30 protein-coding genes and 1 riboswitch are annotated in these 23,764 nt (G+C 66.6%); of the genes, 11 read left to right on the forward strand and 19 right to left on the reverse strand.

Features of this window, described 5'->3' with window-relative positions; genetic code table 11:
- Positions 1 to 41: 41 nt before the first annotated feature.
- The 6 genes from SMA01S_RS10600 (at position 42) to SMA01S_RS10625 (ending at position 5,475) form a co-directional block, all read left to right on the forward strand.
- Positions 42 to 1,427: a UdgX family uracil-DNA binding protein gene (locus SMA01S_RS10600; RefSeq protein WP_066821406.1), complete on the forward strand. Its 1,386-nt coding sequence runs from the start codon at positions 42 to 44 to the stop codon at positions 1,425 to 1,427.
- 194 nt (positions 1,428 to 1,621) lie between these two features.
- On the forward strand, positions 1,622 to 2,992 hold the full coding sequence (locus SMA01S_RS10605; RefSeq protein WP_066821324.1) for an arylsulfotransferase family protein: 1,371 nt from the start codon (positions 1,622 to 1,624) through the stop codon (positions 2,990 to 2,992).
- Positions 2,989 to 3,228, forward strand: a complete 240-nt coding sequence (locus SMA01S_RS10610) for a hypothetical protein (RefSeq protein ID WP_218016870.1) — start codon at positions 2,989 to 2,991, stop codon at positions 3,226 to 3,228. The genes SMA01S_RS10605 and SMA01S_RS10610 overlap by 4 nt, the downstream gene beginning before the upstream one ends.
- Positions 3,225 to 3,626: a hypothetical protein gene (locus tag SMA01S_RS10615; RefSeq protein ID WP_066821329.1), complete on the forward strand. Its 402-nt coding sequence runs from the start codon at positions 3,225 to 3,227 to the stop codon at positions 3,624 to 3,626. The genes SMA01S_RS10610 and SMA01S_RS10615 overlap by 4 nt, the downstream gene beginning before the upstream one ends.
- Positions 3,577 to 4,635, forward strand: a complete 1,059-nt coding sequence (locus tag SMA01S_RS10620; protein ID WP_066821332.1) for a sulfotransferase — start codon at positions 3,577 to 3,579, stop codon at positions 4,633 to 4,635. Before SMA01S_RS10615 ends, SMA01S_RS10620 begins: the two co-directional genes overlap by 50 nt.
- 189 nt (positions 4,636 to 4,824) lie before the next feature.
- Entirely contained in the window at positions 4,825 to 5,475 is a 651-nt protein-coding gene (locus SMA01S_RS10625; protein ID WP_066821335.1) for a DedA family protein, read from the forward strand.
- Here the strand turns inward: SMA01S_RS10625 and SMA01S_RS10630 are convergent.
- The 12 genes from SMA01S_RS10630 to SMA01S_RS10685 form a co-directional block, all read right to left on the reverse strand.
- A complete protein-coding gene (locus SMA01S_RS10630; RefSeq protein WP_066821338.1) occupies positions 5,441 to 6,139 on the reverse strand; it encodes a DJ-1/PfpI family protein in 699 nt (232 codons plus the stop codon). The two genes, SMA01S_RS10625 and SMA01S_RS10630, sit on opposite strands and share 35 nt — an antisense overlap.
- A 20-nt stretch (positions 6,140 to 6,159) precedes the next feature.
- Positions 6,160 to 6,241, reverse strand: a riboswitch (ZMP/ZTP riboswitch).
- A gap of 118 nt (positions 6,242 to 6,359) precedes the next feature.
- Complete coding sequence (locus tag SMA01S_RS10635) at positions 6,360 to 6,911, reverse strand: hypothetical protein (RefSeq protein ID WP_218016871.1); 552 nt, start codon at positions 6,909 to 6,911, stop codon at positions 6,360 to 6,362.
- A gap of 320 nt (positions 6,912 to 7,231) precedes the next feature.
- Positions 7,232 to 8,662: a hypothetical protein gene (locus tag SMA01S_RS10640; protein WP_066821344.1), complete on the reverse strand. Its 1,431-nt coding sequence runs from the start codon at positions 8,660 to 8,662 to the stop codon at positions 7,232 to 7,234.
- 3 nt (positions 8,663 to 8,665) lie between these two features.
- A complete protein-coding gene (locus SMA01S_RS10645) occupies positions 8,666 to 9,178 on the reverse strand; it encodes a DUF2306 domain-containing protein (protein ID WP_066821346.1) in 513 nt (170 codons plus the stop codon).
- A 98-nt stretch (positions 9,179 to 9,276) separates the two neighbouring features.
- Entirely contained in the window at positions 9,277 to 9,723 is a 447-nt protein-coding gene (locus tag SMA01S_RS10650; protein WP_066821348.1) for a hypothetical protein, read from the reverse strand.
- Positions 9,724 to 9,748: 25 nt separating this feature from the next.
- Positions 9,749 to 10,285, reverse strand: coding sequence for a demethoxyubiquinone hydroxylase family protein (locus tag SMA01S_RS10655; protein ID WP_066821351.1), 537 nt, complete (start codon positions 10,283 to 10,285; stop codon positions 9,749 to 9,751).
- Complete coding sequence (locus SMA01S_RS10660) at positions 10,282 to 10,752, reverse strand: disulfide bond formation protein B (RefSeq protein ID WP_066821357.1); 471 nt, start codon at positions 10,750 to 10,752, stop codon at positions 10,282 to 10,284. The genes SMA01S_RS10655 and SMA01S_RS10660 overlap by 4 nt, the downstream gene beginning before the upstream one ends.
- 7 nt (positions 10,753 to 10,759) lie before the next feature.
- Positions 10,760 to 12,103: a S41 family peptidase gene (locus tag SMA01S_RS10665; protein WP_066821359.1), complete on the reverse strand. Its 1,344-nt coding sequence runs from the start codon at positions 12,101 to 12,103 to the stop codon at positions 10,760 to 10,762.
- Between the two features lie 59 nt (positions 12,104 to 12,162).
- A complete protein-coding gene (locus SMA01S_RS10670; protein WP_066821361.1) occupies positions 12,163 to 13,356 on the reverse strand; it encodes a murein hydrolase activator EnvC family protein in 1,194 nt (397 codons plus the stop codon).
- 4 nt (positions 13,357 to 13,360) lie between these two features.
- Positions 13,361 to 13,783 (reverse strand): 23S rRNA (pseudouridine(1915)-N(3))-methyltransferase RlmH, encoded by a 423-nt coding sequence (locus tag SMA01S_RS10675; protein ID WP_066821363.1) that lies wholly within the window; start codon positions 13,781 to 13,783, stop codon positions 13,361 to 13,363.
- A gap of 141 nt (positions 13,784 to 13,924) precedes the next feature.
- Positions 13,925 to 14,311 (reverse strand): ribosome silencing factor, encoded by a 387-nt coding sequence (gene rsfS / locus SMA01S_RS10680; RefSeq protein WP_066808177.1) that lies wholly within the window; start codon positions 14,309 to 14,311, stop codon positions 13,925 to 13,927.
- A gap of 8 nt (positions 14,312 to 14,319) precedes the next feature.
- Positions 14,320 to 14,958 carry a nicotinate-nucleotide adenylyltransferase gene (locus SMA01S_RS10685; RefSeq protein WP_174543111.1) on the reverse strand — a complete coding sequence of 213 codons (639 nt, stop codon included), beginning with the start codon at positions 14,956 to 14,958 and terminating at the stop codon, positions 14,320 to 14,322.
- A gap of 305 nt (positions 14,959 to 15,263) precedes the next feature.
- Here SMA01S_RS10685 and SMA01S_RS10690 point away from each other — a divergent pair, with 305 nt between their 5' ends.
- Positions 15,264 to 15,707, forward strand: coding sequence for a hypothetical protein (locus tag SMA01S_RS10690; RefSeq protein ID WP_245649232.1), 444 nt, complete (start codon positions 15,264 to 15,266; stop codon positions 15,705 to 15,707).
- Complete coding sequence (locus tag SMA01S_RS10695) at positions 15,691 to 16,005, forward strand: transcriptional regulator (protein ID WP_245649233.1); 315 nt, start codon at positions 15,691 to 15,693, stop codon at positions 16,003 to 16,005. Before SMA01S_RS10690 ends, SMA01S_RS10695 begins: the two co-directional genes overlap by 17 nt.
- 60 nt (positions 16,006 to 16,065) lie before the next feature.
- Here SMA01S_RS10695 and SMA01S_RS10700 read toward each other — a convergent pair whose 3' ends face one another.
- The 3 genes from SMA01S_RS10700 to SMA01S_RS10710 form a co-directional block, all read right to left on the reverse strand.
- A complete protein-coding gene (locus tag SMA01S_RS10700) occupies positions 16,066 to 17,019 on the reverse strand; it encodes an alpha/beta fold hydrolase (protein ID WP_066821366.1) in 954 nt (317 codons plus the stop codon).
- A gap of 171 nt (positions 17,020 to 17,190) precedes the next feature.
- Positions 17,191 to 17,856: a nitroreductase gene (locus SMA01S_RS10705; RefSeq protein ID WP_066821369.1), complete on the reverse strand. Its 666-nt coding sequence runs from the start codon at positions 17,854 to 17,856 to the stop codon at positions 17,191 to 17,193.
- A 91-nt stretch (positions 17,857 to 17,947) separates the two neighbouring features.
- Positions 17,948 to 18,316 carry a hypothetical protein gene (locus tag SMA01S_RS10710; RefSeq protein ID WP_066821372.1) on the reverse strand — a complete coding sequence of 123 codons (369 nt, stop codon included), beginning with the start codon at positions 18,314 to 18,316 and terminating at the stop codon, positions 17,948 to 17,950.
- Between the two features lie 264 nt (positions 18,317 to 18,580).
- Here SMA01S_RS10710 and SMA01S_RS10715 point away from each other — a divergent pair, with 264 nt between their 5' ends.
- Positions 18,581 to 19,003, forward strand: coding sequence for an acyl-CoA thioesterase (locus tag SMA01S_RS10715; protein ID WP_066821375.1), 423 nt, complete (start codon positions 18,581 to 18,583; stop codon positions 19,001 to 19,003).
- Positions 19,004 to 19,007: 4 nt separating this feature from the next.
- On the opposite strand, the gene SMA01S_RS10720 is transcribed toward SMA01S_RS10715, so the two are convergent.
- The 4 genes from SMA01S_RS10720 to SMA01S_RS10735 form a co-directional block, all read right to left on the reverse strand.
- Positions 19,008 to 19,703 (reverse strand): endonuclease/exonuclease/phosphatase family protein, encoded by a 696-nt coding sequence (locus SMA01S_RS10720; RefSeq protein ID WP_066821377.1) that lies wholly within the window; start codon positions 19,701 to 19,703, stop codon positions 19,008 to 19,010.
- Between the two features lie 72 nt (positions 19,704 to 19,775).
- Positions 19,776 to 20,267 carry a GNAT family N-acetyltransferase gene (locus tag SMA01S_RS10725; RefSeq protein ID WP_218016872.1) on the reverse strand — a complete coding sequence of 164 codons (492 nt, stop codon included), beginning with the start codon at positions 20,265 to 20,267 and terminating at the stop codon, positions 19,776 to 19,778.
- A 6-nt stretch (positions 20,268 to 20,273) separates the two neighbouring features.
- Complete coding sequence (locus tag SMA01S_RS10730) at positions 20,274 to 21,056, reverse strand: crotonase/enoyl-CoA hydratase family protein (protein WP_066821379.1); 783 nt, start codon at positions 21,054 to 21,056, stop codon at positions 20,274 to 20,276.
- A gap of 94 nt (positions 21,057 to 21,150) precedes the next feature.
- On the reverse strand, positions 21,151 to 22,692 hold the full coding sequence (locus tag SMA01S_RS10735) for an acyl-CoA synthetase (RefSeq protein WP_066821381.1): 1,542 nt from the start codon (positions 22,690 to 22,692) through the stop codon (positions 21,151 to 21,153).
- A 107-nt stretch (positions 22,693 to 22,799) separates the two neighbouring features.
- On the opposite strand from SMA01S_RS10735, the gene SMA01S_RS10740 reads away from it, so the two are divergent.
- Complete coding sequence (locus tag SMA01S_RS10740) at positions 22,800 to 23,234, forward strand: PaaI family thioesterase (protein WP_066821383.1); 435 nt, start codon at positions 22,800 to 22,802, stop codon at positions 23,232 to 23,234.
- Positions 23,231 to 23,620, forward strand: coding sequence for a PaaI family thioesterase (locus SMA01S_RS10745; protein ID WP_066821384.1), 390 nt, complete (start codon positions 23,231 to 23,233; stop codon positions 23,618 to 23,620). The genes SMA01S_RS10740 and SMA01S_RS10745 overlap by 4 nt, the downstream gene beginning before the upstream one ends.
- The last annotated feature ends 144 nt before the right edge of the window (positions 23,621 to 23,764 follow it).

The following is a 23,764-nucleotide window of genomic DNA, read 5'->3' on the forward strand; positions in this document are numbered from 1 at the left end:
CTGGACATGAAAGCGACCACCACGACCGCAGCTGTGCGCTGATGCGCATCGTCACGCTGGAGGCGGAGGACGATTTCGACGGCTGGCGCGACGCCGTGCGCGGGCTGGTGCTCGATCAGGTGCCGCCCGATCAGGTGGTGTGGCAGGTCGGCGACGATCTTGGCGAGCTGTTCGCTGGGCAGATGCCCGTGGTCCCCGCCGAGCGCGGCGCCTTCTCGGTGCCGCGCGGTTTCATCGACCTTGCGCGCTCGGCGATCCTCCATGCCGACCGGCAGCGCTTTGCCTTGCTCCACACCTTACTCGACCGAGTGCTCCGCGAACCCGGGCTGATGGAGGACCAGGCCGATCCGCTGGTCCGCAAGATCGAGGGCATGGCGAAGGCCGTCCGCCGCGACATCCACAAGATGCGCGCATTCGTGCGCTTTCGCGAGGCGCGCGATGATGGCGGGACGAGATACATCGCCTGGTTCGAGCCCGAGCATCACATCGTCCGCGCCAATGCCGGCTTCTTCGTCGATCGCTTCGCGACAATGCGCTGGTCGATCTTGACGCCGGACATCTCGATCCATTGGGACGGCAAGCGGCTGACCCAGGGCCCGGGCGCCTCGAAGGGCGACGCGCCCGATGGCGACCCTGTCGAGGCGGTGTGGAAGACCTATTATGCGTCGATCTTCAATCCGGCGCGGGTCAAGGTCGGTGCGATGCTCAAGGAGATGCCGCGCAAATATTGGAAAAACATGCCCGAAACGGCGTTGGTACCCGAGTTGATCGCGGGGGCGCAGGCACGGGAGCAGGCAATGGTCGCGACGGCACGCGCGAAGACCGGAGACAATGTCGAAGCCGCCTGGGCAGCGTTGCGCGACGAGGCGATGCATTGCCGCCGCTGCGATCTCTACAAGCATGCGATCCAGACCGTGTTCGGCGAAGGGCCGGTCGTTGCCGACCTCGTCTTCGTCGGCGAACAGCCCGGCGACCAGGAGGATCTGGCGGGCAAGCCGTTCGTCGGCCCCGCCGGGCAGGTGTTCGACCGCGCGCTGGCGGAGGCGGGGATCGACCGTGCGCGCGTCTATGTCAGCAACGCGGTCAAGCATTTCAAATTCGAGCAGCGCGGCAAGCGCCGTATCCATTCCAAGCCCGATGCCGGGGAGATCACCGCGTGCCGCTGGTGGATCGAGCAGGAACTCGCGTTGGTGAAGCCGCGCGTGACGGTGGCGCTGGGCGCGACCGCGGCGCGGTCTCTGTTCGGCAAGACGATGACAATCAGCCGCGAACGCGGTCGCCCGCACGATCTGCCCGAGATCGGCGAGGCCTGGATCACCGTCCACCCCAGTTTCCTGCTTCGGCTGCCCGACGAGGACGCGCGGCACGCGGAATTCGCCAAATTCGTCCACGACCTCAAGGCTGTCGCCAAGCGCCTCGGTCGTTGACCGCGAACATTGCCGGCGCGTTACCGCCGCGCCCGGTGTCGAAACCCTAACGCAACCCGGGCGCAAACAAGGGGCAACGACCCTGTCCCAGTGACAAACTTATGCGACAAATCGCGCTTAGCCCGGCCGCAGCGCGACGAAGGGGACGATATGACGGCTGGCGGCGGCCGGAATTCAGAGCGAGCGGGTTGCTGATGGCCCGCGACGAGAGCGCCGCGGCAGAGCGGCGGGATATGCCGTTGCTCGCGCGCCGCGTTCCACTCTGGACGCTCGTCCTCGTCTTCAACGTATCGCTGGTCCTGGTCGTCGCGGTGGCGGCACTTGCGCGCAGCGCGGAAAAGCATGGCGCGCTGGGCGTCGCGGCGGCGCAGATCGCCGAGATACCCGACACGATCGGCGATTGGTGGAAAGGCGCCGCGCCATTCGCCACACCGCCATACGAAAAGGTCGCCGGCGGTTTCCAGCGCAATGCAGCGCGATCGTTCGTCGATCCGGGCTATGCGCTGATCACTCCTTATGACACCAAACGCGGCCGCGCGACGGTCCAGCTGATCCGCCTGTCCGACGGGAGGATAGTCAAGGAATGGCTGCCCGACGTTGCCGCGATCAATGCGCGGTCGCGTTTCCATTCGGCGATCGTCGACCTCTACCGCGACAAGGGCGCGGACCGGATGCGACCGATGCATCCGATGCTGCTCGCCAATGGCGACCTGCTGATCCACGACAATACGCCTTTGTCGCGGATCGACGGCTGCGGGCGGCCACGCTGGGTGATCGACGGCATTTTCCACCATTCGCTCGAGCGCGCCGCCGACGGCACGTTGTGGATTCCCTATCGGCTGACGCGGTCCAACGTTCCCGGTGTCGGCGCCAAATTCGCCGACGAGGCGCTGGCGCAGGTCGACGAGAAAGGCCGGCTGATCCGCGTCGAAAGGCTGATCGAGATCCTCGACCGCAACGACCTCGGCGGCCTGTGGCGCGGTCGGCCCTATGAGGAGGATCCGTTCCACCTCAACGATATCGAACCGGTGCTGACCTCGGGCCCTTATTGGCAGCGAGGGGACGTCATCCTGTCGCTCCGCAACATGTCGCTGATCGCGCTCTATCGCCCTTCGACCGGCCGTATCCTGTGGACGCGCGCGGGGCCGTGGTCGGCGCAGCATGACGTCTCGATCCTCGACGACCATCGCATCATGGTGTTCGACAACCACGTGCGTTGGGGCGTGGCGGGGCGGCGCGTCGACGGCAATAGCCGCTTGTTGATCTACGATCTGGCGACCGACAAGGTGAGCTCGCCGCTGGCCGCCACTTTCGCGGTGCGCGGTATCACCACCGCGACCCAGGGTCGGGCCACGCCGCTGTCGAACGGCGACGTGATGGTCGAGGAGACCGAGCGCGGCCAGCTGATGCGCATCGCGCCCGACGGCAGCCTGCGCTGGCGTTACATTTCCGCCGATCCCTCCGGCCGCCGCTTGTGGCTGAGCTGGAGCCGCTATCTCGACCCCAATGATCCCGGGGTCCTTTCCGCCGTCAAGGCGGCCACTGCCAGGGAGCAATGCACATGACCCTCCACCGCATCTCCGCGCTGACCGGCGCGATCCTACTGACGATGATCCCGGCGATCGCCCAGGCCTATAGCGGCCCCGGCGTCGGGCTCGGCGCGATCGGTGTCGTCCTCGGCATCGTCGGTTCGGTATTCCTGATGACCGTCTCGCTGATCTGGTACCCGGTCAAGCGCATGGTCCGCGCCCTGCGCCGGCGCCCGGCCACGCCACCCCGGCCACGCGACAGCAAGGCATGACCGGGGCGATCGCACCGATTTCGCTGCTGCTCGCCGCGATCGTGGCAGCGGGTGAACTCGCGCGCCGGCTGCGTATCGTGCCGCGCTTCGCCACGCTGGCGGTGCTCGGCCGCCGCGCGGGCGCCGTGCTCGCCCGGCGCGGCGTGTCGGATCATCTGAAGGAGCGCGCGACGCGCATCCTGGCCGGGCGCATGATGGCATCGTCGTTGACCGCGGGGGCGATCCTGGTGTTGGTGATCGCGCCGGTCGTCCTGTTGCTGCTGGTCGACGGGACCGTGCCGCTCGGCGTGCGCGCCGCCTTCTTTGACTGGCAAGCGCGTCTCCTCATCCTTTTCATGAGCCTGATCTATGTCCTCGCCCGATGGCGCCTCGGCCGGCGTCGGCTACAGTCGCGCTGACCGCTTGCTCCACCGCCTGGCGATGAACCCGGCGGTGCTCGATCTCTCGTTCGATCTCGAGCGCGCGCGTTATGGCGCCGCCGCCCGTGCGCGCGACGGCGGCGCGCCGGTGTTCGTCACCGGGCTGGCACGCGCCGGTACCACGATCCTGCTCCGCTTGCTTCATGACAGCGGCCAATTCGCCTCGCTTACCTATCGCGACATGCCGTTCCCGCTCGCGCCCAATAGCTGGCAACGAATGAGCAAGCGGTCGCGGCACGACCTGGCGGCGCGGGAACGCGGCCATGGCGACGGCATCGCGCACGACCTCGACAGCCCGGAAGCGATCGAGGAAGTGTTCTGGCGCAGCACCGAGGGCACGCGCTACATCACGCGCAGCCACGTCCATCCGCACGATCCGCTGCCCGACACCGTCAACTCCTTTCGCGATCTCGTCGCCTTGGTCCGCCACCGCTATGATCGCCCGCGCTATCTGTCGAAGAACAACGCCAACGTGCTGCGTCTCGGTGGCATCGTGGCGGCGTTTCCCGATGCGGTGCTGATCCATCCGTTTCGCGATCCGCTGCAACAGGCAGCGTCGCTGCTCAACCAGCATCGCCGCGCGGTCGATCTCGGCCGCGCCGATCCGTTCCGCGCGAGCTACATGCGCTGGCTCGGTCATTACGAATTCGGCCGTAGCCATCGCCCGCCGCTGATCCCCGGCGCGCCCGCTGCCAGCGAGCCGACCGACCGGATCGATTATTGGCTGGCGATCTGGAGCGCGGTGCACCGCCTGCTGCTCGACCAGCCGGGCGAGGTGAGGGCGCGGCAAGTATTCGTCGATTACGATGCGCTATGTGCCGAACCGGTAGTCGGGGTCGCACGCATCGCCGCCGCGACGACCGTGCCGCTCGGCGCGGGCGACGGCCTCCGACCGCCGCCTGTGCATGCCATCGAGGGCGCGAGTGACGACGTGCTCGGGCATGCGCGCGCAGTCCATGCCCAGTTGGTCACGCGCGCTGCTCCCTGACTGATCGTCAGCGCTGTCTTTCCTAGCACCGTTCGCCCTGAGCCTGTCGAAGGGCGGGTATGATGGCATCGCCACACGGAGCCACCAGCCCGTACTTCGACAGGCTCAGCACGAACGGATTTGGGGAAGAGAGCCGAGTCCAAATCGGCGATTGACCCCAACCGGCCATTCTGCGCATCGATCGGTCCCATGATCGAGAAAATCCTGGGCTGGCTGGCCGGCATCATCATCGCTGTGATCTCGTCAGGCGGCTATCTCGGCATCGTCCTGCTGATGGCGATCGAGAGCGCGTGCATTCCACTGCCGTCCGAAATCATCATGCCGTTCGCCGGCTATCTCGTCTCGACCGGGCGGTTCGATCTCTATCTCGCCGCCACCGCAGGCGCGATCGGCTGCAATCTCGGCTCGATCGTCGCCTATGAGATCGGCAAGCGCGGCGGCCGTCCGCTCGCGCTCAAATGGGGCAAGTACGTGCTGGTCGGCCCCGGCGAGATCGACGCCGCCGATCGCTTCTTCGACCGTTACGGCTCGATCGCGGTGCTGATCGGACGGCTGCTCCCGGTGATCCGCTCGTTTATCGCCTTTCCGGCCGGCGTTGCGCGGATGCGGCTGGTGCCGTTTCACGTCTATACCTTCCTCGGCTCGTGGCCGTGGTGCTTCGGGCTCGCCTGGATCGGCATGAAGCTCGGCAAGGCATGGGATAGCGACCCGCGGCTGAAGGCGGCGTTCCACTCGGCCGATGCGGTGATCGCGCTCGTGCTGGTCGCGGCGGTCGCCTTCTACCTCTGGCACCGCCTGCGCGGCGTCAGGAAAAGCCCAGGCGGGCCGCCGCAGCCCTGAACTTTTCCTCGCGATCGGGGGCGAGCTGCGCCACCCGGCGCTGATAGGTCGCGACCAGCTCGGGTCCAGCCTTCTCGGGCGATCCCGCATCGAACGGCGGCGCGGGATCATATTCCAGGCTGAGCTGCACCGCCTTGGCGAACTCGGCGCTCCGCACCTCCGCCATCAGGGTCAGCGCGAAGTCGATCCCCGCGGTCACCCCGCCACCGGTAACGCGGTTGCGGTCGACCACCACCCGCTCGGGCACCATTTCCGCGCCGAACATCGCCAGATACTCGCGCCACGACCAATGCGTCGCCGCGCGATACCCGTTGAGCAGGCCCGCCGCGCCCAGGATCAGCGATCCGGTGCACACGCTCGTCACCCAGCGCGCCTCGGCCCCGATCGAACGGACCCAAGCCATCGCCGCGTCGTCGGCGATGACATCCGTCACGCCCATTCCGCCCGGTACGCAGAGGATGTCGGCGCGCGGCACCTCGGCGAAGGTCGCGGTCGGCATGATGGCGAACCCGGCATCGGTCGTGACTGGTGCGCGATCCTTCCACACCAGATCGAGCGTCACATTGCCCAGTCGCGACAGCACCTGCGCCGGCCCGGTCAGATCGAGCTGGGTGACGTTGGGGAACAGCAGGAAGGCAACGGAGATCGGCGGAATGCTGGCCATGAGCGGACTCCTTGTCGATGCGCGGATGCCCAGGCGAGCGGCAGGATATCAGGCCGCGCTCCCCTGTGGTGCCCCACGGTTTCGCCAGTCACGCAGCGGGACGGAGTGTATCGCGGGCGAGCGAGCAGGCCAAGCGCGGTTTGTCCTTGTGCGAAGTTCGAGATCGCGGAGGCGAGGCTGCGCGTTCAACGGGTCGGCAATCAATCCTGACGCCGAACCCTTATCGCAATACGGACACGGCCGGCCACTGCCATGCGACCAGGCCGGCAATGACGACGAGCGCGATCGCCGCGGTGAGGACCGCCATCCAGCGCGCGCCACCGCGCCGGTCGTCGGCCGCCGCTTCGTCCGCGTCGTCGTCCGCGGCGGGATAGAGCGTCGGCAGGTCGATCGCGATCGGCCGATCGACGGGCGTGGCAACAGCAACCGCGACCATCGGTTCGACGTGTACGGAAGCAGCGAGATCATTGGGTGTGGCGACTGCGGGATGGTCGGGTTCGGAGACGGCCGGATCGTCCGGCCCGGGGGTGGCGGTTGGCCGGGCATCGCCTGGCCAGTCGCCGCCCGCCAGAGCATGCTTTTCGACCGCGATGGCGGCCTTTTGGAGCCCGATGAAGCCGGACAGCGCCGCATCGCCGACTGCGTGCGTGGGGGCGTCGTCCAGGATGGCCGCGAGCTCCGCCATTTCCGCCTCGATGTCGAGCAGGGTGTCGAGCGCCTGCATCGCGGAGCGACGGTTCGACTTGTGGAGCGCGAGCTGCAACCGCACCATGGTCAACTGGCTCGCCCGCGCCAAGTCCCACCCGGCACGTAATGCGACTAGTTCGTCGATCGTTTTTAGATCGGTCGATCGGCTCACCGAAGAACCGGCGGCGGGTGTGTTCACGGCGTCGTTCCCTGCTCCTATCGCAGACGGATAGACGCCGCATCGCGTGGAATGGGAACCGCAATCTGGCGATCCGTTGGAACCCCGCGCCCGATTGCCGGCGCGGCCGATTGGCGAGGGGGGACAGTGGCCCGCTGCTGAGGGGTCTCCACCCCCTGAATTGCGACGCTACGTGCGATGACCCATCAATATCATTGGGGCTTTGTTCAGCGCTTGCGGTCGACGGCGAGGTTCGTCTGCCGTTGGGAGTCATTTGACCGCCCGGTAGGCCGCCGCGCCAGCAACGCGGAGATGAGCATCAGCGCCACTGTCAGATATGCCCCTACCCCCGCGATCGGACTCCACCCCAGGAAATCGCTCGGCAACGTCCTGAGCGCACCTGCCTTCCATGCCGTTAGAATCGGGTCGGCCAGCGGGAAGCGATAGGTATCCGGTGTGGTGATGTTCGCCGCTGCGATCATCAGGTTGATGACCACCGACACCAGTAGCAACGCGACCGTCGCCGCGCGCCCCCACGCGAACCGCAAGCTCGTCCAGAACGGCGCCAGGCCAATCACGATCAGGCCGATCGCGGGGACCGAATGGCGCGGGCCGGTCGAGTGGCCGCCGTCCCAATAGACGTACGCCGAATTGACCAGCAGGACGGTGAGCGCCGCCGCCGCCAGCATTATCGCCAGCCCGCGATGCTTCCGACCCAGCAGCCATAATCCGACCGTCGCCGGGACCAGCACCGGCGCGACCCACAGCAATCCGCGGCGCATGCCGACCAGGATCTTGAGCAGCACCATCGGCTTGGGGCTGGTCAGACCGAACAATCCCTGATCCATCCCGGCGAAGCCGACCACGCCCGAATAGCCGAATCGGAACGGCGTGCCGAACGCGATCATGTTGTAGGTCATGAACGGCACCAACAGCGTCACAAGCCCAGCGCCCGCGGCCGCCAGCACCGCGCGCCGATCGGTGCGCCACAGCCGCAGCGCGCCCCAGATCGCGATTACCGATCCCGCCAGCGCCGCCTCGAACTCGATCAGCACCGCCAGCCCCAAGGCCGCACCGCCGATCGCCGCGAAGCGCATTGCTCGGCCCTCGCCCGCGCGCCACAAGGCCCACACCGCGATCACGAACAGCCCTGCCACCGGCGCGTGTCCGAACAACGTGGTCGACCAGCCCCAGACCGGCGTGCCCAGCGCGAAGCCCAGGCCAGCGACCAGCGCGCCGTTCGCGCTTCCCGTCAGCCGGAGACCGAGATCGTGCATCGCCAGCGCCGCCAGTGCGGCGATGACGGCGCTCACCAGCGCGACCGCGAGCCGCAGCCGCACCGTCATGTAATGTTCGAAATTCGCGTCATAGATCGTCGGCGGGACGTACTCGAGCGGGCTCCCGACATGATCGGCGATCGCCATCGCGGGCAGCGATAACAGGGTCATCCCCGGCGCCTTGTCCATGAAGAAATGCCCGCCGAACTCGGCCTTGTCGATCGTCAGCGCCTGGTACGTGTCGATCCGCGCATCGCCGCGCTCGACCAGCGCCATGCCCGCATAGATGCGCGTCGCATTATTGGGATTGAGCGCCCACGACCCGAACCACACGCATGACAGCCAGACCAATGCGAACAACAGCAACCGGGTCCGCGCCATCGCCTATCCGAACAGCCAGCCGCCGAGCAGCCGGAACGGGGGCAAGGTGAAGAACCCCGCGATCAGCAAGGCGCCGGTCACCAGTCCGCGCACCGTCGCGCGATGCCGCGCCACCTGATGCACGCGCGCGGTCAGCCAGACGCGCGGCGCCATGATTAGTACGAAGATCGACAGGATATGGATGACGCTGAAATGGCCGGGATTGATCGTCCTGACCAACAGGCTGAGCGCCGCGGTTGCGACCATCGCCAGCACCCAGATCTTGCCGAGCAGCCGGTGGGTCGGCGTGCCGCGCGGCCTGAGCAGCATCCACGGCGTCAGCGCGAGCGAGATCAGCACGGTGAAAAGATGTGCCCAGACGATGCCGGGAACTTGCGGCCATTGGGTATGCCCGCGGACGAGCGCGACGATCACCGCGGCGAGCAGCAATCCCGCCGCTCCCGACAGCGCCTTGTCATAGCCATTGGGTGCGATCGAGCCGACCTTCGCGTCGGCTTTCATGAATAACGTCGCCATGAATCCCCCGGTTTGTGCGGGCGAATCCTAGGGTTGGCGGATTGAATGGGCAATCGCCGGTTTGACCGGCTCTCCCGTCACTGGAGTGGCTTAAGCGCCTACTTCCCCTCTTCCTCGGCTTCCTTGCGGTCCTTGTTGAACTGCTTGGTTTCCTTGAACTGCCGTTGCGAGCAGCCGAGCGAGCCGCCCGGGCCGATCGCGGAACACGAGCCGATCCCCGACGCGCCGGTGTCGAGCGTGCCTTGCGCGCGCAGCGCCCAGCTCTGATTCTCGGGCGTGACCTTGAAATTGCGCAATTCCTTGGGAACGCGATATTGTTCGGCGGCGTCGCGGCGGGTGCACACGACGATCTCATTGCCGTCGCGGTCGGTCGGGCATTGCTCGTTGCCGTACAGGACGAGGACGCCGTTGACCGGCGCGTTGCGCGACACCTGGCCGGGCGTGGTCGGCTTGGGCGGCGGCGGTACGCCGGGACCGGCCACCTGTGCGGTGGCGGGCATCGCGGCGATCGTCGCGGCCAGCAGGCCCAGGGCAATGATACGCATCCTAATCTCCTCCTCCCGCCAACGCCTAGAAGCGCTTGGCGGTTTCGATCGCCACCCGGCAGCCGAGCCGGATCAGCGCCGACATCAGCGGATAGGCCGGTGCCGATTCCGCGCCGTGCGCCAGCGCTGTCTCGCGATGCTCGACCTCCTCGGCCTGGAATTCCGCGATCGCCGCCGACAATGCGGGATCGCTATCGCCCAGTTGCTGAAGCTGCTCTGAATAATGTTTGTCGATCTCGGTTTCGACCGCTGCGGTGCAAGCCATCGCTGCTTCCGGGCCGATCGCCGCGGTCGCCGCCCCCAGCGCGAAGCCGGCAACGGTCCAGAATGGCTGGAGCAGGGTGGGGCGTACGCCGCGATCGGCGATCATCTTGTCGAAGAATGCGCGGTGGCGTTCCTCCTGCCGCGCCATGCCGGCGATCTCGCGCGCGGCCGGCGTGCGGTCGCCCATGATCGCCAGCTGACCGGCATAGATACGCGTGGCGCCATATTCGCCCGCCTGGTCGACTCGGATCATCGAGTCGGTCCGTGGCCTGGGGTCACCGGGGCGCCAGCGGCTCATGCCGCGCGGCTCCGGCGCGTCAGCAGGACCAGGATGATCAGCGCGCCGCCCAGCGAGACGATCGCGTTGAAGCCCGCCAGCGAAATCCCGGCGAAGGTCCATTGCGGCGCGTCGCAGCGCACCACCGGCGCGTTCATGATCGCGCTCAGCGTGTCGCCGCCGCTGCTGAACGTGGAGGTGCACGGCGTGAAGCCCTGCCACCAATGATATTCGACTCCGGCATGCGCCACGCCGATCGCGCCGCTGACCGCGATCGCGATCGCCGCCAGCGCGACCAGCGGCCGCTGCGGCATGCCCGGCACGAACGCCAGCAAGGCGATCGGCAGCGCGGCGTAATGCGGCCAGCGCTGCCAATGACACATTTCGCACGGATAAAGATGCCCGATCAACTGGAACCCCCAGGCGCCGGCGAGCAGGGCGGCGGGGATCAGCAGTGCAAGCGCACGGGCTTTTTGGAACGAGGTCATCGCTGCCTCAGTGCTTCTTCGGCGTCGCCGCCGCAGTGGTCACCGCCGGCACCTTGGACAGCCGTCCGATCGTCTGCAGCGCGTACCACAGCTGGAAGTCGGTCACGCCCTTCTTCTTCAGCTCATCGGGCGTCGCGGCGAAGCGCGGATCGGTCTTGGTATCCTCTTCCAGGATCGCGTTGTCGGCCTTGACCTCGTTGACCAGATGCTTGCGCAGATCGGCCTCGCGGAAGATCGGGCGCGATTTGTAATCGGGGTCGGAAATCTGCGGCACCGCAATGTCGGGGCGGATGCCGCCTTCCTGCACCGATCGGCCCGACGGCGTATAATAACGCGCGGTGGTCAGGCGGAGCGCGCTATTCTCATCGAGCTGGAGCAGGGTCTGGACCGATCCCTTGCCGAAGCTGCGTTCACCCATGATCAGCGCGCGGTGATGATCCTGCAGCGCGCCGGCGACGATCTCCGATGCCGACGCGGTGCCGGCATTGGTCAGCACGATCACCGGCAGGCCGTTGGCGAGATCGCCCGGCTTGGCGTAATAGCGCTCGATGTCCGCGGCGTCGCGTCCGCGCTGGCTGACGATCTCGCCATAGGACAGGAAGGCGTCCGACACTTCGATCGCCTGGCTCAGCAACCCGCCGCCATTGTCGCGCAGGTCGACGACATAGCCGAGCGGCTTGTGCCCCAGCGACTTGTCGACGCTGGAGATCGCCGAGCGCACGTCGGCACCGGTATTCTCGGAGAAGGTGTTGATGTTGATATAGCCGATGCCGTCGCGGACTTCCCATTTGACCGGCTTCTGGACGATGATCTCGCGGACCAGGCTGACGTCGATCGGCTTGTCGCGGCCCGGCCGGACCAACGTCAGCGCGATCTTGGTGCCGGGCTTGCCGCGCATCGCGGTAATCGCCTCATCCAGCGTCTCGCCGAAGATCAACTGCCCGTCGATATGGGTGATGTAATCGCCGGCCTTGATCCCGGCGCGGAAGGCCGGCGTGTCTTCCTGCGGCGCGATGACCTTGACCGCGCCGTCCTGCATCGTGACCGACAGGCCCAGGCCGCCATAATTGCCCTCGGTCAGAATCTTCATGTTCTGAAAATCGACCGCGTCCATGTACGACGAATGCGGGTCCAGGCTGTTGAGCATGCCGTCGATCGCGCCGCGGATCAGCGTCTTGTCGTCGACCTTGTCGACATAGGACTTCTTGACCTGGTTGAAGACCTCCATGAACCGGTCGATCTCGCGATAGGTATCGCCGTCCGATGCCGCCATCGCCGCGGTGGCGGTGGGGACGAGCGCGATGGCGCCGGCGATGGCGGTCGCCTGGAGCCAGGTAAAAGCACGGGCCATGGGGTTACTGCGTTCCGATCTTGCTCAACGTGAATGTCATGTAGCGGTATTCGATCGGCCTAGCCAGTCAGCGCCACCGGATCGATCGGACGGCCCTTGCGGCGCAGTTCGGCGGTGACCTGGCGGACATCGCCTTGCGGTGCCGCGCCAAGCAACGCGCCTTGCCCGACGCGCTGACCGGTGGCGACCGACAGCGTACCCAGCCCGATCAGCGCCGTGCTCCAGCCGCCGCCATGGTCGATCACGACGATCTTGCCGTAATCGCGAAACGGGCCCGCGAACATGATCTTGCCCGCGGCGGGCGCGGCGATATCGGCGCCGCCCGGCACTGCCCAGGTCAGCCCGCGCGAGGTGACGCCGGCGTCGGACGACACCTCGCCGAATCCGATGACCAGCTTGCCGGTCACCGGCACGCGATAAGGCGCGGACGCGGCGGTCCAGGACAAGGGCGGCTCGGTACCGTCATCGGGGCGCGGCAGCGGTCCCGCCAGCGCCGACAACGCGCGCGCGGTGGCCGCGTCGTTGGTCGTCACTTGCATATTGTCGACCAGGTCGCGGGCGCGCTCGCCCAGGCCGATCGCGCGATCGCTCTCGGCCAGCGCAGAGCGGCTGAGGTCCTGCGATTTCAGGCGGTGCTCGGCCTCCAGCCGCGCCAGCGCGATGCGGTTGCTCTCCAGCCGCCGGCGGCCTTCGGCCAGGCTGCGCGCGGCGAGTGCGGCGTCGGCGCGCAGCCGGCGCGTATTGTTGAGGTCGGCGCGCAGCCCCGCCGTGCGCGCGCGTACCAGTGGCAGCGTGCTGCCGATCACCGCGCGGACATGGACCAGGTCGGCGACCGATCCCGGCTGCATCACGCTGACCGCGTCGGGGCGCTGTGCCAGCGAACAGAGCGCAGCGATCAACCGCGCGATCGGCCCCTGTTGCGTCGCGAGCCGCGCCTGCTGTTCGCCGAGCAGCCGATCGACCAAGGTCACGCGCGCGCTCGCGGCGGCGATATCGGCTTGCGCTTGCTGGATTCGCGCGCCCATCGCTTCTTCCTGGGCGCGTGCTTTGGCGGCTTCATTCTGTTCGGCTTTGGCTGCGGCATCGAGCTTGGCGGCGCGCTCGGCGGCGGCGGCCGATTGGGCCCGCGCAGCGAGCAGGCGGTGCTGCTGGTCGACCAGATCGGACTGCGCTGGATCGGGTTGGGCATTGCCCTGGCCCGCGGCGAACGCCGCGGCGATCGGGAGCAAGGCAAGGGTCCAGGCGGCGCGCATCGCGCTAACCTTCGCGATGATAGGGATGGTTGGCAAGGATCGAGCTTGCCCGCCACATTTGCTCGGCCAGCATCGCTCGCGCCAACATGTGCGGCCAGGTCAGGCGCCCGAACGACACCAACCAGTCGGCGGCCGCGCGCTCCTCTGCCGAAAAGCCGTCCGCCGCGCCGATCAGGAAGCGTACCTCTCGTATCCCGTCGTCGCGCCACTTGCCGAGCTTGTCGGCGAAGGCGACTGATCCCGGCGTATCGCCGGTCTCGTCGAGCATGACGATGCGCGTCTGCGGTTCGAGCGCGGGCATCCTGCCGCCGGCATCGGGCAATTCGGTCACCCGCGTCGGGAAGCTGACGCGCTTGAGGTAACGGTCGACCAGCTCCGCCTCGGGGCTTCGCCCGATCCGTCCCCGCGCGACGATGTGGAGGAGCATGGGTCTAAGTCCTTCCCGTCATGCCGGACTTGTTCCGGCATCCAACGTGCAACCACGGACGGATTCCGTTGTGGAGGGTTGGACCCCGGAACAAGTCCGGGGTGACGACAGCAGAGGCTCAATCACCCCGCTGCTTATCGATCAGTGCGACGAACCCGACGGCCCGTCGCCGAACGCCCACATCCGCTCGAGATTGTAGAAGGTGCGAACCTCGGGCCGGAACAGGTGGATGATCACGTCGCCGGCGTCGATCAGCACCCAGTCGGCGGTCGGCAGGCCTTCGATCCGCGGGCCGCGGCCGGTTTCGGCCTTGATCCGCTCGGCGAGCTTCTGCGCCATCGACGCGACCTGGCGCGTCGAGCGGCCGCTCGCGATCACCATGTGGTCGGCGATCGACGATTTGCCGGCGAGCGGGATCGAGATGGTGTCGACCGCCTGGTCGTCATCCAGGCTGGACAGGACAAGCTGGTGCAACGCCTCGGCCCCCTGGGGGTCGGACGAGCGGTACGCATGCGGGTTAGTGGCCAATGTGGGTCCTATGGTGCGGAGGAAGGAGGGTCAGTGTCGTTGGATCGACGAAGGAAACGACGCTGCCAGGCCGGATCGGCCAAACGCAGCCGGGTGGCTGAGGTGGAATCAGGGCGGAAACGAAGCAGCACGAGGGCTGGCAATCTCCACGTAGTCCAGTTCTTCGCCTGGTGTACGGGCCGGAAAAAGCGCCGCAACCAACCCATAGCGGGCACCGCCTGGGCAGCATGATCATAGCCCGGCCGCGCGATAACCGCAATCGGGATCGATTTCGCTATATGGCGCCAACCCTTCCACTGGTCGAAATTGATCAGATTGTCCTCGCCCATCAACCAGATGAAGTCGATCCGCGAATAGAGCCGTTGCAGCTTCGAAAGGGTATCGACCGTGTAGCGCGTGCCCAGCCGCTGCTCGATCGCGGTCACGCGAATCGGCGCATGCCCGGCCATTGCGCGCGCCGAGGCGAAGCGCACCGCGAACGGCGCCATGTCGGTCGCCTTGTCCTTCAGCGGATTGCCGGGCGACACCATCCACCAGACTTCGTCGAGCCCCAGCGCCCTGATCGCCGCCAGGCTGATCGCACGATGCCCCGAATGCGCGGGGTTGAACGACCCACCCAACAGCCCGACGCGCAATGCTCCCGCCATCAGATGCCGGATGCTGCCTTGGGCGCCGGAGCGGACTTGGTCATCGCCTCTCTGTGGACGGGCAGCGTCCACCGGGCAAGGGGCGTTAGCGGCACTCCCCTCCCGCTTGCGGGAGGGGCTGGGGGAGGGCGTGTCATGCTCGGCGTCCTTCGAACGCGCCCTCCCCTGACCCTCTCCCACAACGGGAGAGGGAGTTTTCGCCATAGCACCTCTCAGGTCGTCATTTTCCAACATGGAAAGTTTTAACTTGCCAATCCGGAAAGTCACGTCTATCGCTTTCCATATTGGAAAGTGAGGAATCGATGATGACCACGATCGAGGAACAGGCCCGCATGGCGCTGATGGCGAAGGGCGCGGCCGAACAGGATCTGGCGCGGCTTGCGGCGTGCCCGCCCTGGCGCCACGCGGTATTTGCCGGGATGATGGCGGCCTTGGTCGCCACCCCCGCGGTTCCGCTGCCGCTGCGCTTTGGCTTGCTGGCGCTTATCCTCGCCAGCATCGCGCTGGTCGTGCAGTCGGATCGGCGTCGGCTCGGCGTGTTCGTCAACGGCTATCGCCGCGGCAAGACCCGGATGGTCGCCTTCCCGCTGCTGGCGCTGATCCTGATCCTCTACGCCGCGAGTTGCTATGCCGCACTCGACCGCGGCCTGCCGGCGATCAGCCTTGCGCTCGCAGCTGCGTCGTTCGTCATCGGTTATATCGGCAGCGTGATCTGGCAGCGAGTGTTCGCCCGTGAACTCGGCGCCTGAGCCGATCAACCCGATCGCCGGGTTCGAACCCCTGCTTCAGGCGCCGGCGCGGCTCCAGGTGATGGCGGTATTGGCAAATGCTCAGGACGCGGAATTCGCGCGGCTCAAGGAGATCACCGCGAGCAGTGATTCGGTAATGTCGAAGCACCTCGCGGCACTGTCCGAAGCGGGGTTCATCTCGCTGCGTAAGGCGGCACTCGACGGCCGCCAGCGCACCTGGGCCAGCCTGACTCGCGCCGGCCGCAAGGTGTTCGACGACCATGTCGCCGCGCTCCAGCGGATCGTCGCGGGCGGTTGAGCGGAAGACCGGGCGCCGCCCTGGAAGGAGGCATGAATGGCGGGCAATTCAACGGTTCCGCTATTGCCGCAGGAACGCAGCAACGTCCTTCGCAAAACGCTGCGGTTCCTCGACGAACATGAAGTGGCCGTCGTTCGGGTAGAGCAGGAAGCGGCCGCGGGGCAGGGCCTTCGCCAGGTCGCGTTGCGGCGCCTCGACCGCCTGGAAATCACGGCCGCCGGCGATGACGAGCGTCGGCGCGCTCACCTTGGCGGCGTCGGCGAAGTGGTAGCTCCATAACCCCTTGGAGCTGAGCGCATTGCCCAATTCGCCGGTATTGCCGAGGCCGTTAGCTGAATCCATCGCGTCGACTTTCCGGCCGATCGCGGCGTTCGGATACATGTTGCGGTGGATCGCTGCGCTCATGGCGTCGCCGTCATAGGCACTGAAGACGTCGCAGCGCGGATAGACACCCGGAGTTTTGCCCTGCGCCGCGCGAGCGAAGGCGGCGGGGTCGCTCGACTGGAGGCGCGCGCACTGGATATCAATCGCACGCGGCAGGTCCGGCACTGCCCCGGCCAGCACGAGATGTGCGAGGCGGTCGGGATAACGTGCGGCATATTCGAGGCCGAGGATCGTGCCGAACGAGTGACCGATCAGGTCGATGCGCGGCGCACCGAGACGTCTGCGGAGTGCTTCGATATCGTCGACCAATTGTGCGATCGAATAATTATCCGCCGTCTTGGGCCGGTCCGACCGCCCACTGCCGCGCTGATCGAGATAGACCATGCGCAATCGGGCCTCGAGCGCCGGCCCGGCGTAGCGTGCGAAGGTCTGGCTGCCCTCGCCCGGGCCGCCGTGGAGAAAGACGACCGGCGTGCCGCCGGGCTTGCCGGCGACGCGGTACCAGAGGTGGACACTGCCGACGGCGAGGCGATGTTCACCGGTGGTTGTGGCGGTGGAGCGGGCGGCCGCGGGGGTCGGGAGTAGTAGCGCGGTCGCGAGGACGGCGGGCAGGAGTCGAAGCCGGGTCACGGACCGAGGCTCCATCATCTGGCGCAAGGAGGCAAGGGTGCTCGCGAGCTCGGATGAACTGTCGGGCAGTTTCATGCGTCACCCGGGCCTTGTGCCGGGGTTCACCGTGCCTCTGGGCGCGGAACTTGGGGCTCCGTGGATGCCGGGACGGGCCCGGCATGACGGGTTAGGTCAGTCAAGCAGAGTGAGCCACTCCTCCTCCGGCGCCCGCTCGGTGCGCAGGCGGTTGGCGGGCTCTTCCTTGTCCTCATACCCGATCGCCATGCCGCAGAAGAGCATGCGGCCGGCCGGCGTGCCGAGGAAGCGTTCGATCGTCTCCGGATACATCGCCCAGCATTCCTGCGGACAGGTCGCCAACCCCGCTTCGACCGCGAGCAGCATCACGTTCTGGAGGTACATGCCGAGGTCCGACCATTGCGGCGGGCCCATCCGGCGGTCGACCGTGCAGAACAACGCCGCGGGCGCACCGAAGAACTGGAAATTGCGCGCGAACCACGATCGCCGCGCGGCCTTGTCCTCGCGCGGGATGCCGACATGGCCGTACATCGCCTCGCCCACCGCGAAGGTGCGTGCGCGATAGGGCGCGACGAATTCCCTGGGATAGATATCGTAGCCGGGGGGTTCGCTCTGACCCGCCTCCAGCTTGGCCGCCATGATCGCCTTGAGCTCGGCCAAGCTGTCCCCAGTGACGAGGTCGATGTGCCAGGGTTGGATATTGCCGCCGCTCGCCGCGCGTGCGGCCTTCACCGCGATGTCACGGAGCAGTGCCGGGTCGATCGGAGTGTCGAGGAATCCGCGCACCGATCGGCGCGCCGCGATGGCATCGGAGACATTCATGCCGGCGACCCTCGCCGGACGCGGGCGAATCGGCAAGCGGGATCACGCGGCAACCGCCCCGGATGGCACGCGCTACCCGGGGCCGCGTGACCTATTTCGCCATCGTTATTTCGGACCACAGGCCGTCATCGATGAACGTGCGGTACTTCTCGTACCCGGCCACCGCGATCTTGCCTTCTTCCTCGCTGAACTTGGCGAGGATTTCCTTTTCGATCATCTGGTCGCGCGCCTTATCGGGCTCGAGCATCGCGGCGCTGGTGAAGTGGGTCATGATCAGGACGCTCGGCGCGCCCTTATTATAGCCGTTGCGGACGAGGAACTTGTAGGAGTCGATGACTCCATGCGCCTTCATCACCTCGAAACCGGGAACCTGCGACTTGCGAAGGCCGGTCAGATAGTCGTCGACATGATTGGGGTCGACCTCGATCGCGTTGATTTCCCACACGCCTTTTTGTGGCATGTAATCAGTATATTGTTTGGCGATAGAGACAGTTGCGATAAGACAAGTGGCACCGATCGCCGCCAGAACCATAGCACGACTCATGGTAACTTCCCCTGTGTTAACTGTAGGAAGGAGGCTCCCATTCGAGACTGGATGCAACCAAAATCGTTTAACGCCGGAAACGGACTGCAAATAACAAGTCTGATCGGCATATGGTCTATGCGCTAAGTTATACCGGTAAAGAGACTCGACTTGTCCCCGGGGGGTCGGCAAGGACGAGCTATGCCTCGCCCTGCACCCTGGCGGCTCGATCCAGCCGCCTATCCGCACCACGACATTATCCAGACCCGCTTTCAGGATCTCGACGTGCTCGGTCACATCAACAACGTCGCCTGGGCGGCGCTGTTCGAGACCGCACGCATCCGCTTCTTCCACGTGCTCAACAGTGCCGGCCCGAGCCGCGCCCGCGGTCTGGTCGCCAATGTCGAGATCAACTATCTCGGCGAAGGCAATTTCCCCAAGGAGATGGCCATCGCCAGCGGGATCGGGCGGCTCGGCACGCGATCGTGGCAGACGTTGAGCCTGGCGCTGCAGGACGGCGTGCCGCTGGCGACGTGCGACGTGACGATCGTCAGTACCGGGGTCGACCGGACCGACCCGGCCTTTCGCGGCGAGCTCGAAAAATGGCTGGTGCGCGAAGTCTGAGATGTCACAGGTCGACGATCACCGGCATGTGATCGCTGAGCGTCAGCCAATCCTCGGGATCGCCGACCTGCAGTTCCGACCATCCCGGCGCCATCCGGCTGGCATGCGCGAATATATAGTCGAGGTGGAAAGGCTTCGCCGGATCGCGGTGAAGGAAAAAGGTCGGGCGGCTCTCCGCCCCCTGAGGCTCGCCCGACGCGACATGATACAGGCTGACCAGGCCGATCTCGCCGAGTTCACGCACGCAATCCGAATGGTTCCAGCGCCGCGTCTTGCGGTCCCAGATCGCGTTGCTGTTGAGGTCGCCACAGATCAGTAAGTTCGGCCCAAAGGCGACACGGTGGCGCTGCAGATATTGCCAGAACTGGCCGATATAGGAATAGGTCGACGGCACGACCGGCTGCGTCCAGACCGCTAGCAGATCGAGCCGGCCGTCGATCCTGACCGGCAGGAAATGGGCCAGTCCGTCACCGTTCCAACCCAGCGCCTCGATCGAAATGCCGTTGCGCGCGAAGACGCCGATCCCCTTATGCTTGATCGCGCCGGCCCAGACGTGGTTGCCCGCCCAATCGGCATAGCCGGCGTCGGACATCGCAGGATTCTCGCATTCCTGGACCACGAGGATATCGGCCCCGAGCGTGTCGACCGCCGCGGTCTTGCGGCGGAGCGCACCGGCGCAGTTCCACGTCACGATCCTCATGCAGCACCGTTGCTGGCGGTCCGGCAGGCGGGGCTCGGCCCGGATCGCGCAACGGACATCTGCTGATTCCGCCTACGCCAGGTCGAACCGGCGCGAGATACGGTCGACCGGCGTACCATCGGCGAGCGGGACGGCGTGCGCGACGGCGTAATCGACGAACCCCATCCGCGCGTAAAAGGCCAGTCCGCCGGTGTTGTCGGCGCGGATGGTCGCGTTGATCGTCTTCAGTCCGGCGGCAATCGCCGCGACCCTGGTGGCGGAGAACAGCGTCGATCCGATTCCGCGCGTGGTCGATCCGCGGCGCGCGAACGTGCCGATATCGCCCCAACCGGGCCCGAGCTTGTCGCTGGCGAGCAGGATCTGAAAGCCCGTCGCGCAGCCGTCGCCATCCTCGGCGAGGACACTGGTGATCACGCCTGGCCCGTCGATATGCGCGTCGGCGAAGGCCTCGGGCGTGAACGGCGTCTCATAGGCGGTGGTGCCGCCCGCGGCGATGATTTCGTTGAGCAGATCGGCGAGCGCAGATGCATCGGCGCGCACCGTCGGCCTGACACGCAGATCCATGCTCGATCAGTCCTGAAACACCGCGACGCGCTTTTGCATGTTGGCGGCGACCGCTTCCATCATATTGGGCTTGCCGATCACCTTGACCTGCTCCTCGGTCTCGGCGGCGAGCATGGTCACCGGATCGGCGTCGTGCATCATGTTGAGCAGACGCTTGTCGCCGCGGATGGCATGCGGGCTGCGGCCGGCGATCTGGCGTGCCAGGTCCATCGCCGCGCTGAGGGGATCGTCGGCAAGGCGCGTGACGAAGCCATGCGCCAGGGCTTCCCCGGCATCGAATTCGCGCGCGGTATAGACCAGTTCGCGCAGCACATCGTCGCGGACCAGGCTGCGCCACAAGGGAAAGCCGGCCATGTCGGGGACGAGGCCCCAGTATGTCTCACGGATGGCGAAGCGCGCGGTCGGCGCGGCGATGCGGATGTCGGCGCCCGACATGATCTGGAATCCCCCACCGAATGCGACGCCATGGACCGCCGCGATCACCGGCATCGGCAGGTTGCGCCAGCCCCAGGCCACGTGCTGCGGCAGGATCGCGCCCTGGTCGTTGCGGGCGCGCGAGGACAAGCCCGATCCGCCGGCCTGCATGCTCGCCATGTCGAGTCCGGCGCAGAAGGCGCGGCCTTCGCCGGAAAGGACGACACAGCGGACGTCGGTTCGACCTGCGAGCGAATCGATCGCCGCGCCGATGCCTTCGAACATTGCCGGGTCGATCGCGTTCATCTTGTCGGGCCGGGCGAGGCGGACATCGGCGATCTGGTCGGCGATGGTGATGGTGACGCGGTCGTTCATGTCGCTCTCCAACTCGTCACCCCAGCGCAAGCTGGGGTCTGGTGCGGTATGTCCCTTCACGAGATGCCAGCCTTCGCTGGCATGACGGATGGGCTCACACAATCCTGCTGCCGCTCTCGCCCCAATAGCGGTCGCGGAGCAAGCGTTTGTAGAGCTTGCCGGTGGGGTGGCGCGGCAATTCGGCGGTGAAGTCGATCTGGCGCGGGGTCTTCACGCCCGACAATTCGGCGCGGCACCAGGCGGTCAGTTCCTCGGCCAAAGCGGGGCCGGCATCGGCCATGTCGGCGGGCTGGACCACCGCGATCACGCGCTCGCCCATATCGGGGTCGGGTCCGCCGATCACCGCGACGTCGGCGACCTTGGGATGGGTGATGATGCGATTTTCGATCTCCTGCGGATAGATGTTCACCCCGCCCGAGATGATCATGAAACTCTTGCGGTCGGTCAGATAGAGGAACCCCTCCTCGTCGAGACGCCCGATATCGCCCAGCGTCGTCCAGCCTTTGGCGTTCGACGCCTCGGCGGTCTTAGCCGGGTCGTTATGGTATGCGAACTGGCCGCCGCCCTCGAAATAGATCAGGCCTTCGCTTCCGGCCGGCAATTCCTCGCCATCCTCGCCGCAGATATGGGCGATGCCATATGCCGGCTTGCCGACCGACCCCTTGTGCGCGAGCCACTGCTCCGAAGTGATCGAGGTGAAGCCGTTGCCTTCCGAGCCGGCATAATATTCGTAGATTACCGGCCCCCACCAGGCGATCATCGCTTCCTTGACGGGGATCGGACAGGGCGCGGCGGCATGGATCGCGGCCTTCATGCTCGACACGTCGTATTTGCGGCGTTCTTCCTCGGGCAATTTGAGCATGCGGACGAAATGGGTCGGCACCCATTGGCTGGCATTGACGCGATATTTCTCGATCAGCGCGAGGGCTGTGACCGGATCGAAATGCTGCATCATGATCACCGTGCCGCCGAGCCGGTGGACGGTCATGCACCAGCGCAGGGGCGCGGCATGGTACATCGGCGCGGGGCTCAAATAGATCGTGTCGGGACCGAAGCCGTAGAGTCCCTGTGCCAGCATCGCCAGGACGTTGACCGCGGCGATGTCGGCATCCTCGGGCAAGGCGACGCGCACGCCTTTGGGCCGACCGGTGGTGCCCGACGAATAGAGCATGTCGATCCCGGCGCGCTGGTCGGCGATCGGCGTATCGGGTTGTGCCGCGAGCGCATCCTGAAGGCTGTCCCAGCCGGTCACCGTGCCGCCCAGCAAGAGCCGGTCGAGATCGGGAAGCAGCGCGGCGAGCGGTTCGGCGATGCTCGCGAGCGCGGCCGAGGCGATCACCAATTTCGCGCCCGAATCGCGAATGATGTACTCGGCCTCGGGCGCGGTCAGCTTGGACGAGATGCAGACGTAGAACAGCCCGGCACGCTGCGCGCCCCAGGTCAGCGCGAAATATTCCGGCACATTGTCCATGAAGATCGCGACCGTGTCGCCGATCGCCAGGCCGTGCGAGCGGAACAGATGCGCGACGCGGTTCGACCGCCGGTCGAGTTCGGCATAGCTCCACGTCTCGCCGGTTTCCGCGACGATCAGCGCCGGTTTGTCGGCGTCGGTCCGCGCATGGACGCTGGGATGCATCCGCCTCTCCTTACATTGTTGTCAGTAAGCTAGCCGGTCGCGGCGACAAGGCAAGAGGCGGTGTTGGGTGTTGCGCCACGCGGCCGCGCGTGTAGGGCATCCGGACAATGAGCCACGGCTTCCAATTCGACCCCGCGCGTTTTCTCAACAGCCGGCTGGGCCATGGCGGCGCGATCGGTATCGGCTATCGCGCGCACGGCCCCGATTGGGCCGAACTCGAATTGCCCTATGACGAGCGGCTGATCGGCAATGTCGACACCGGCGTGATCGCCTCGGGCCCGATCCTGTCGATGATGGACATGGCGACGAGCCTCGGCGTGTGGCTGCGCGCGAATAGTTTCGTCGCGCATGCGACGCTCGACCTGCGGGTCGATTATCTGCGTCCGGCGACACCGGGCAAGACGGTGGTCGGGCGCGGCGAATGCTATCGGCTGACGCGATCGATCGCGTTCGTTCGCGGCCAGGCGCATGACGGCGACCCGAGCGATCCGCTCGCGCATGTCGCGGGCACGTTCATGGCGCCCGACGGCTATCCGCGATGATCGACCGGCTTCCCCCTTATGCCCAACTGCTGGGGCTGACCGCCGAACGCGACGGCGACGGCGCGCCGGTGCTGGTGATGCCGTTCGGCAATCACGTGCTTGGCCGTCCCGGATTCCTGCACGGCGGCGCGATCAGCGGTCTGATGGAGATGGCGGCGATCGTTGCCCTGTACGACGCCTTGGCGGGCGAGGGCGGGGGCGAGGTCAAGCCGGTCAACGTGACGGTCGATTTCATGCGCGGCGGCCGCGACAAGCCGACTCGCTCGCGCGGCATCGTCACCCGGCTGGGCACGCGAGTCGCCAATGTCGAAGCGACCGCGTGGCAGGACGACCCCGCCAAGCCCATCGCCGCAGCGCGGATGAACTATCTGATCGTGCGGCGTTAGGCTTCCGCAGGTTCGGCCGCCCCAATTCCATCGTCACCCCGGGCTTGTCCCGGGGTCCACCGCGCCGCCGGCCCGGTAGCGGCTCCTCTTGTTTCACGCTTGCCGCCCGGTGGATCCCGGCACAGGGCCGGGATGACGGCTGCA

Origin of the sequence: Sphingomonas mali NBRC 15500, from assembly GCF_001598415.1 — a bacterium.
Classification (GTDB): domain Bacteria; phylum Pseudomonadota; class Alphaproteobacteria; order Sphingomonadales; family Sphingomonadaceae; genus Sphingomonas; species Sphingomonas mali.

Excerpts from the sequence above, each read along its gene's own strand:
- SMA01S_RS10645 (WP_066821346.1), bottom strand. The coding sequence starts at position 9,178 with ATGGCGACGTTATTCATGAAAGCCGACGCGAAGGTCGGCTCGATCGCA.
- SMA01S_RS10655 (WP_066821351.1), bottom strand. The coding sequence starts at position 10,285 with ATGAGCCGCTGGCGCCCCGGTGACCCCAGGCCACGGACCGACTCGATG.
- SMA01S_RS10660 (WP_066821357.1), bottom strand. The coding sequence starts at position 10,752 with ATGACCTCGTTCCAAAAAGCCCGTGCGCTTGCACTGCTGATCCCCGCC.
- SMA01S_RS10740 (WP_066821383.1), top strand. The coding sequence starts at position 22,800 with ATGAGCCACGGCTTCCAATTCGACCCCGCGCGTTTTCTCAACAGCCGG.
- SMA01S_RS10635 (WP_218016871.1), bottom strand. The coding sequence starts at position 6,911 with ATGGTGCGGTTGCAGCTCGCGCTCCACAAGTCGAACCGTCGCTCCGCG.
- SMA01S_RS10705 (WP_066821369.1), bottom strand. The coding sequence starts at position 17,856 with ATGAATGTCTCCGATGCCATCGCGGCGCGCCGATCGGTGCGCGGATTC.
- SMA01S_RS10600 (WP_066821406.1), top strand. The coding sequence starts at position 42 with ATGCGCATCGTCACGCTGGAGGCGGAGGACGATTTCGACGGCTGGCGC.
- SMA01S_RS10610 (WP_218016870.1), top strand. The coding sequence starts at position 2,989 with ATGACCCTCCACCGCATCTCCGCGCTGACCGGCGCGATCCTACTGACG.
- SMA01S_RS10630 (WP_066821338.1), bottom strand. The coding sequence starts at position 6,139 with ATGGCCAGCATTCCGCCGATCTCCGTTGCCTTCCTGCTGTTCCCCAAC.
- SMA01S_RS10715 (WP_066821375.1), top strand. The coding sequence starts at position 18,581 with ATGCCTCGCCCTGCACCCTGGCGGCTCGATCCAGCCGCCTATCCGCAC.
- SMA01S_RS10675 (WP_066821363.1), bottom strand. The coding sequence starts at position 13,783 with ATGCTCCTCCACATCGTCGCGCGGGGACGGATCGGGCGAAGCCCCGAG.
- SMA01S_RS10720 (WP_066821377.1), bottom strand. The coding sequence starts at position 19,703 with ATGAGGATCGTGACGTGGAACTGCGCCGGTGCGCTCCGCCGCAAGACC.
- SMA01S_RS10640 (WP_066821344.1), bottom strand. The coding sequence starts at position 8,662 with ATGGCGCGGACCCGGTTGCTGTTGTTCGCATTGGTCTGGCTGTCATGC.
- SMA01S_RS10725 (WP_218016872.1), bottom strand. The coding sequence starts at position 20,267 with ATGGATCTGCGTGTCAGGCCGACGGTGCGCGCCGATGCATCTGCGCTC.
- SMA01S_RS10605 (WP_066821324.1), top strand. The coding sequence starts at position 1,622 with ATGGCCCGCGACGAGAGCGCCGCGGCAGAGCGGCGGGATATGCCGTTG.
- SMA01S_RS10620 (WP_066821332.1), top strand. The coding sequence starts at position 3,577 with ATGTCCTCGCCCGATGGCGCCTCGGCCGGCGTCGGCTACAGTCGCGCT.
- SMA01S_RS10730 (WP_066821379.1), bottom strand. The coding sequence starts at position 21,056 with ATGAACGACCGCGTCACCATCACCATCGCCGACCAGATCGCCGATGTC.
- SMA01S_RS10710 (WP_066821372.1), bottom strand. The coding sequence starts at position 18,316 with ATGCCACAAAAAGGCGTGTGGGAAATCAACGCGATCGAGGTCGACCCC.
- SMA01S_RS10615 (WP_066821329.1), top strand. The coding sequence starts at position 3,225 with ATGACCGGGGCGATCGCACCGATTTCGCTGCTGCTCGCCGCGATCGTG.
- SMA01S_RS10665 (WP_066821359.1), bottom strand. The coding sequence starts at position 12,103 with ATGGCCCGTGCTTTTACCTGGCTCCAGGCGACCGCCATCGCCGGCGCC.
- SMA01S_RS10745 (WP_066821384.1), top strand. The coding sequence starts at position 23,231 with ATGATCGACCGGCTTCCCCCTTATGCCCAACTGCTGGGGCTGACCGCC.
- SMA01S_RS10670 (WP_066821361.1), bottom strand. The coding sequence starts at position 13,356 with ATGCGCGCCGCCTGGACCCTTGCCTTGCTCCCGATCGCCGCGGCGTTC.
- SMA01S_RS10735 (WP_066821381.1), bottom strand. The coding sequence starts at position 22,692 with ATGCATCCCAGCGTCCATGCGCGGACCGACGCCGACAAACCGGCGCTG.
- SMA01S_RS10650 (WP_066821348.1), bottom strand. The coding sequence starts at position 9,723 with ATGCGTATCATTGCCCTGGGCCTGCTGGCCGCGACGATCGCCGCGATG.
- SMA01S_RS10690 (WP_245649232.1), top strand. The coding sequence starts at position 15,264 with ATGACCACGATCGAGGAACAGGCCCGCATGGCGCTGATGGCGAAGGGC.
- SMA01S_RS10625 (WP_066821335.1), top strand. The coding sequence starts at position 4,825 with ATGATCGAGAAAATCCTGGGCTGGCTGGCCGGCATCATCATCGCTGTG.
- SMA01S_RS10685 (WP_174543111.1), bottom strand. The coding sequence starts at position 14,958 with ATGGCGGGAGCATTGCGCGTCGGGCTGTTGGGTGGGTCGTTCAACCCC.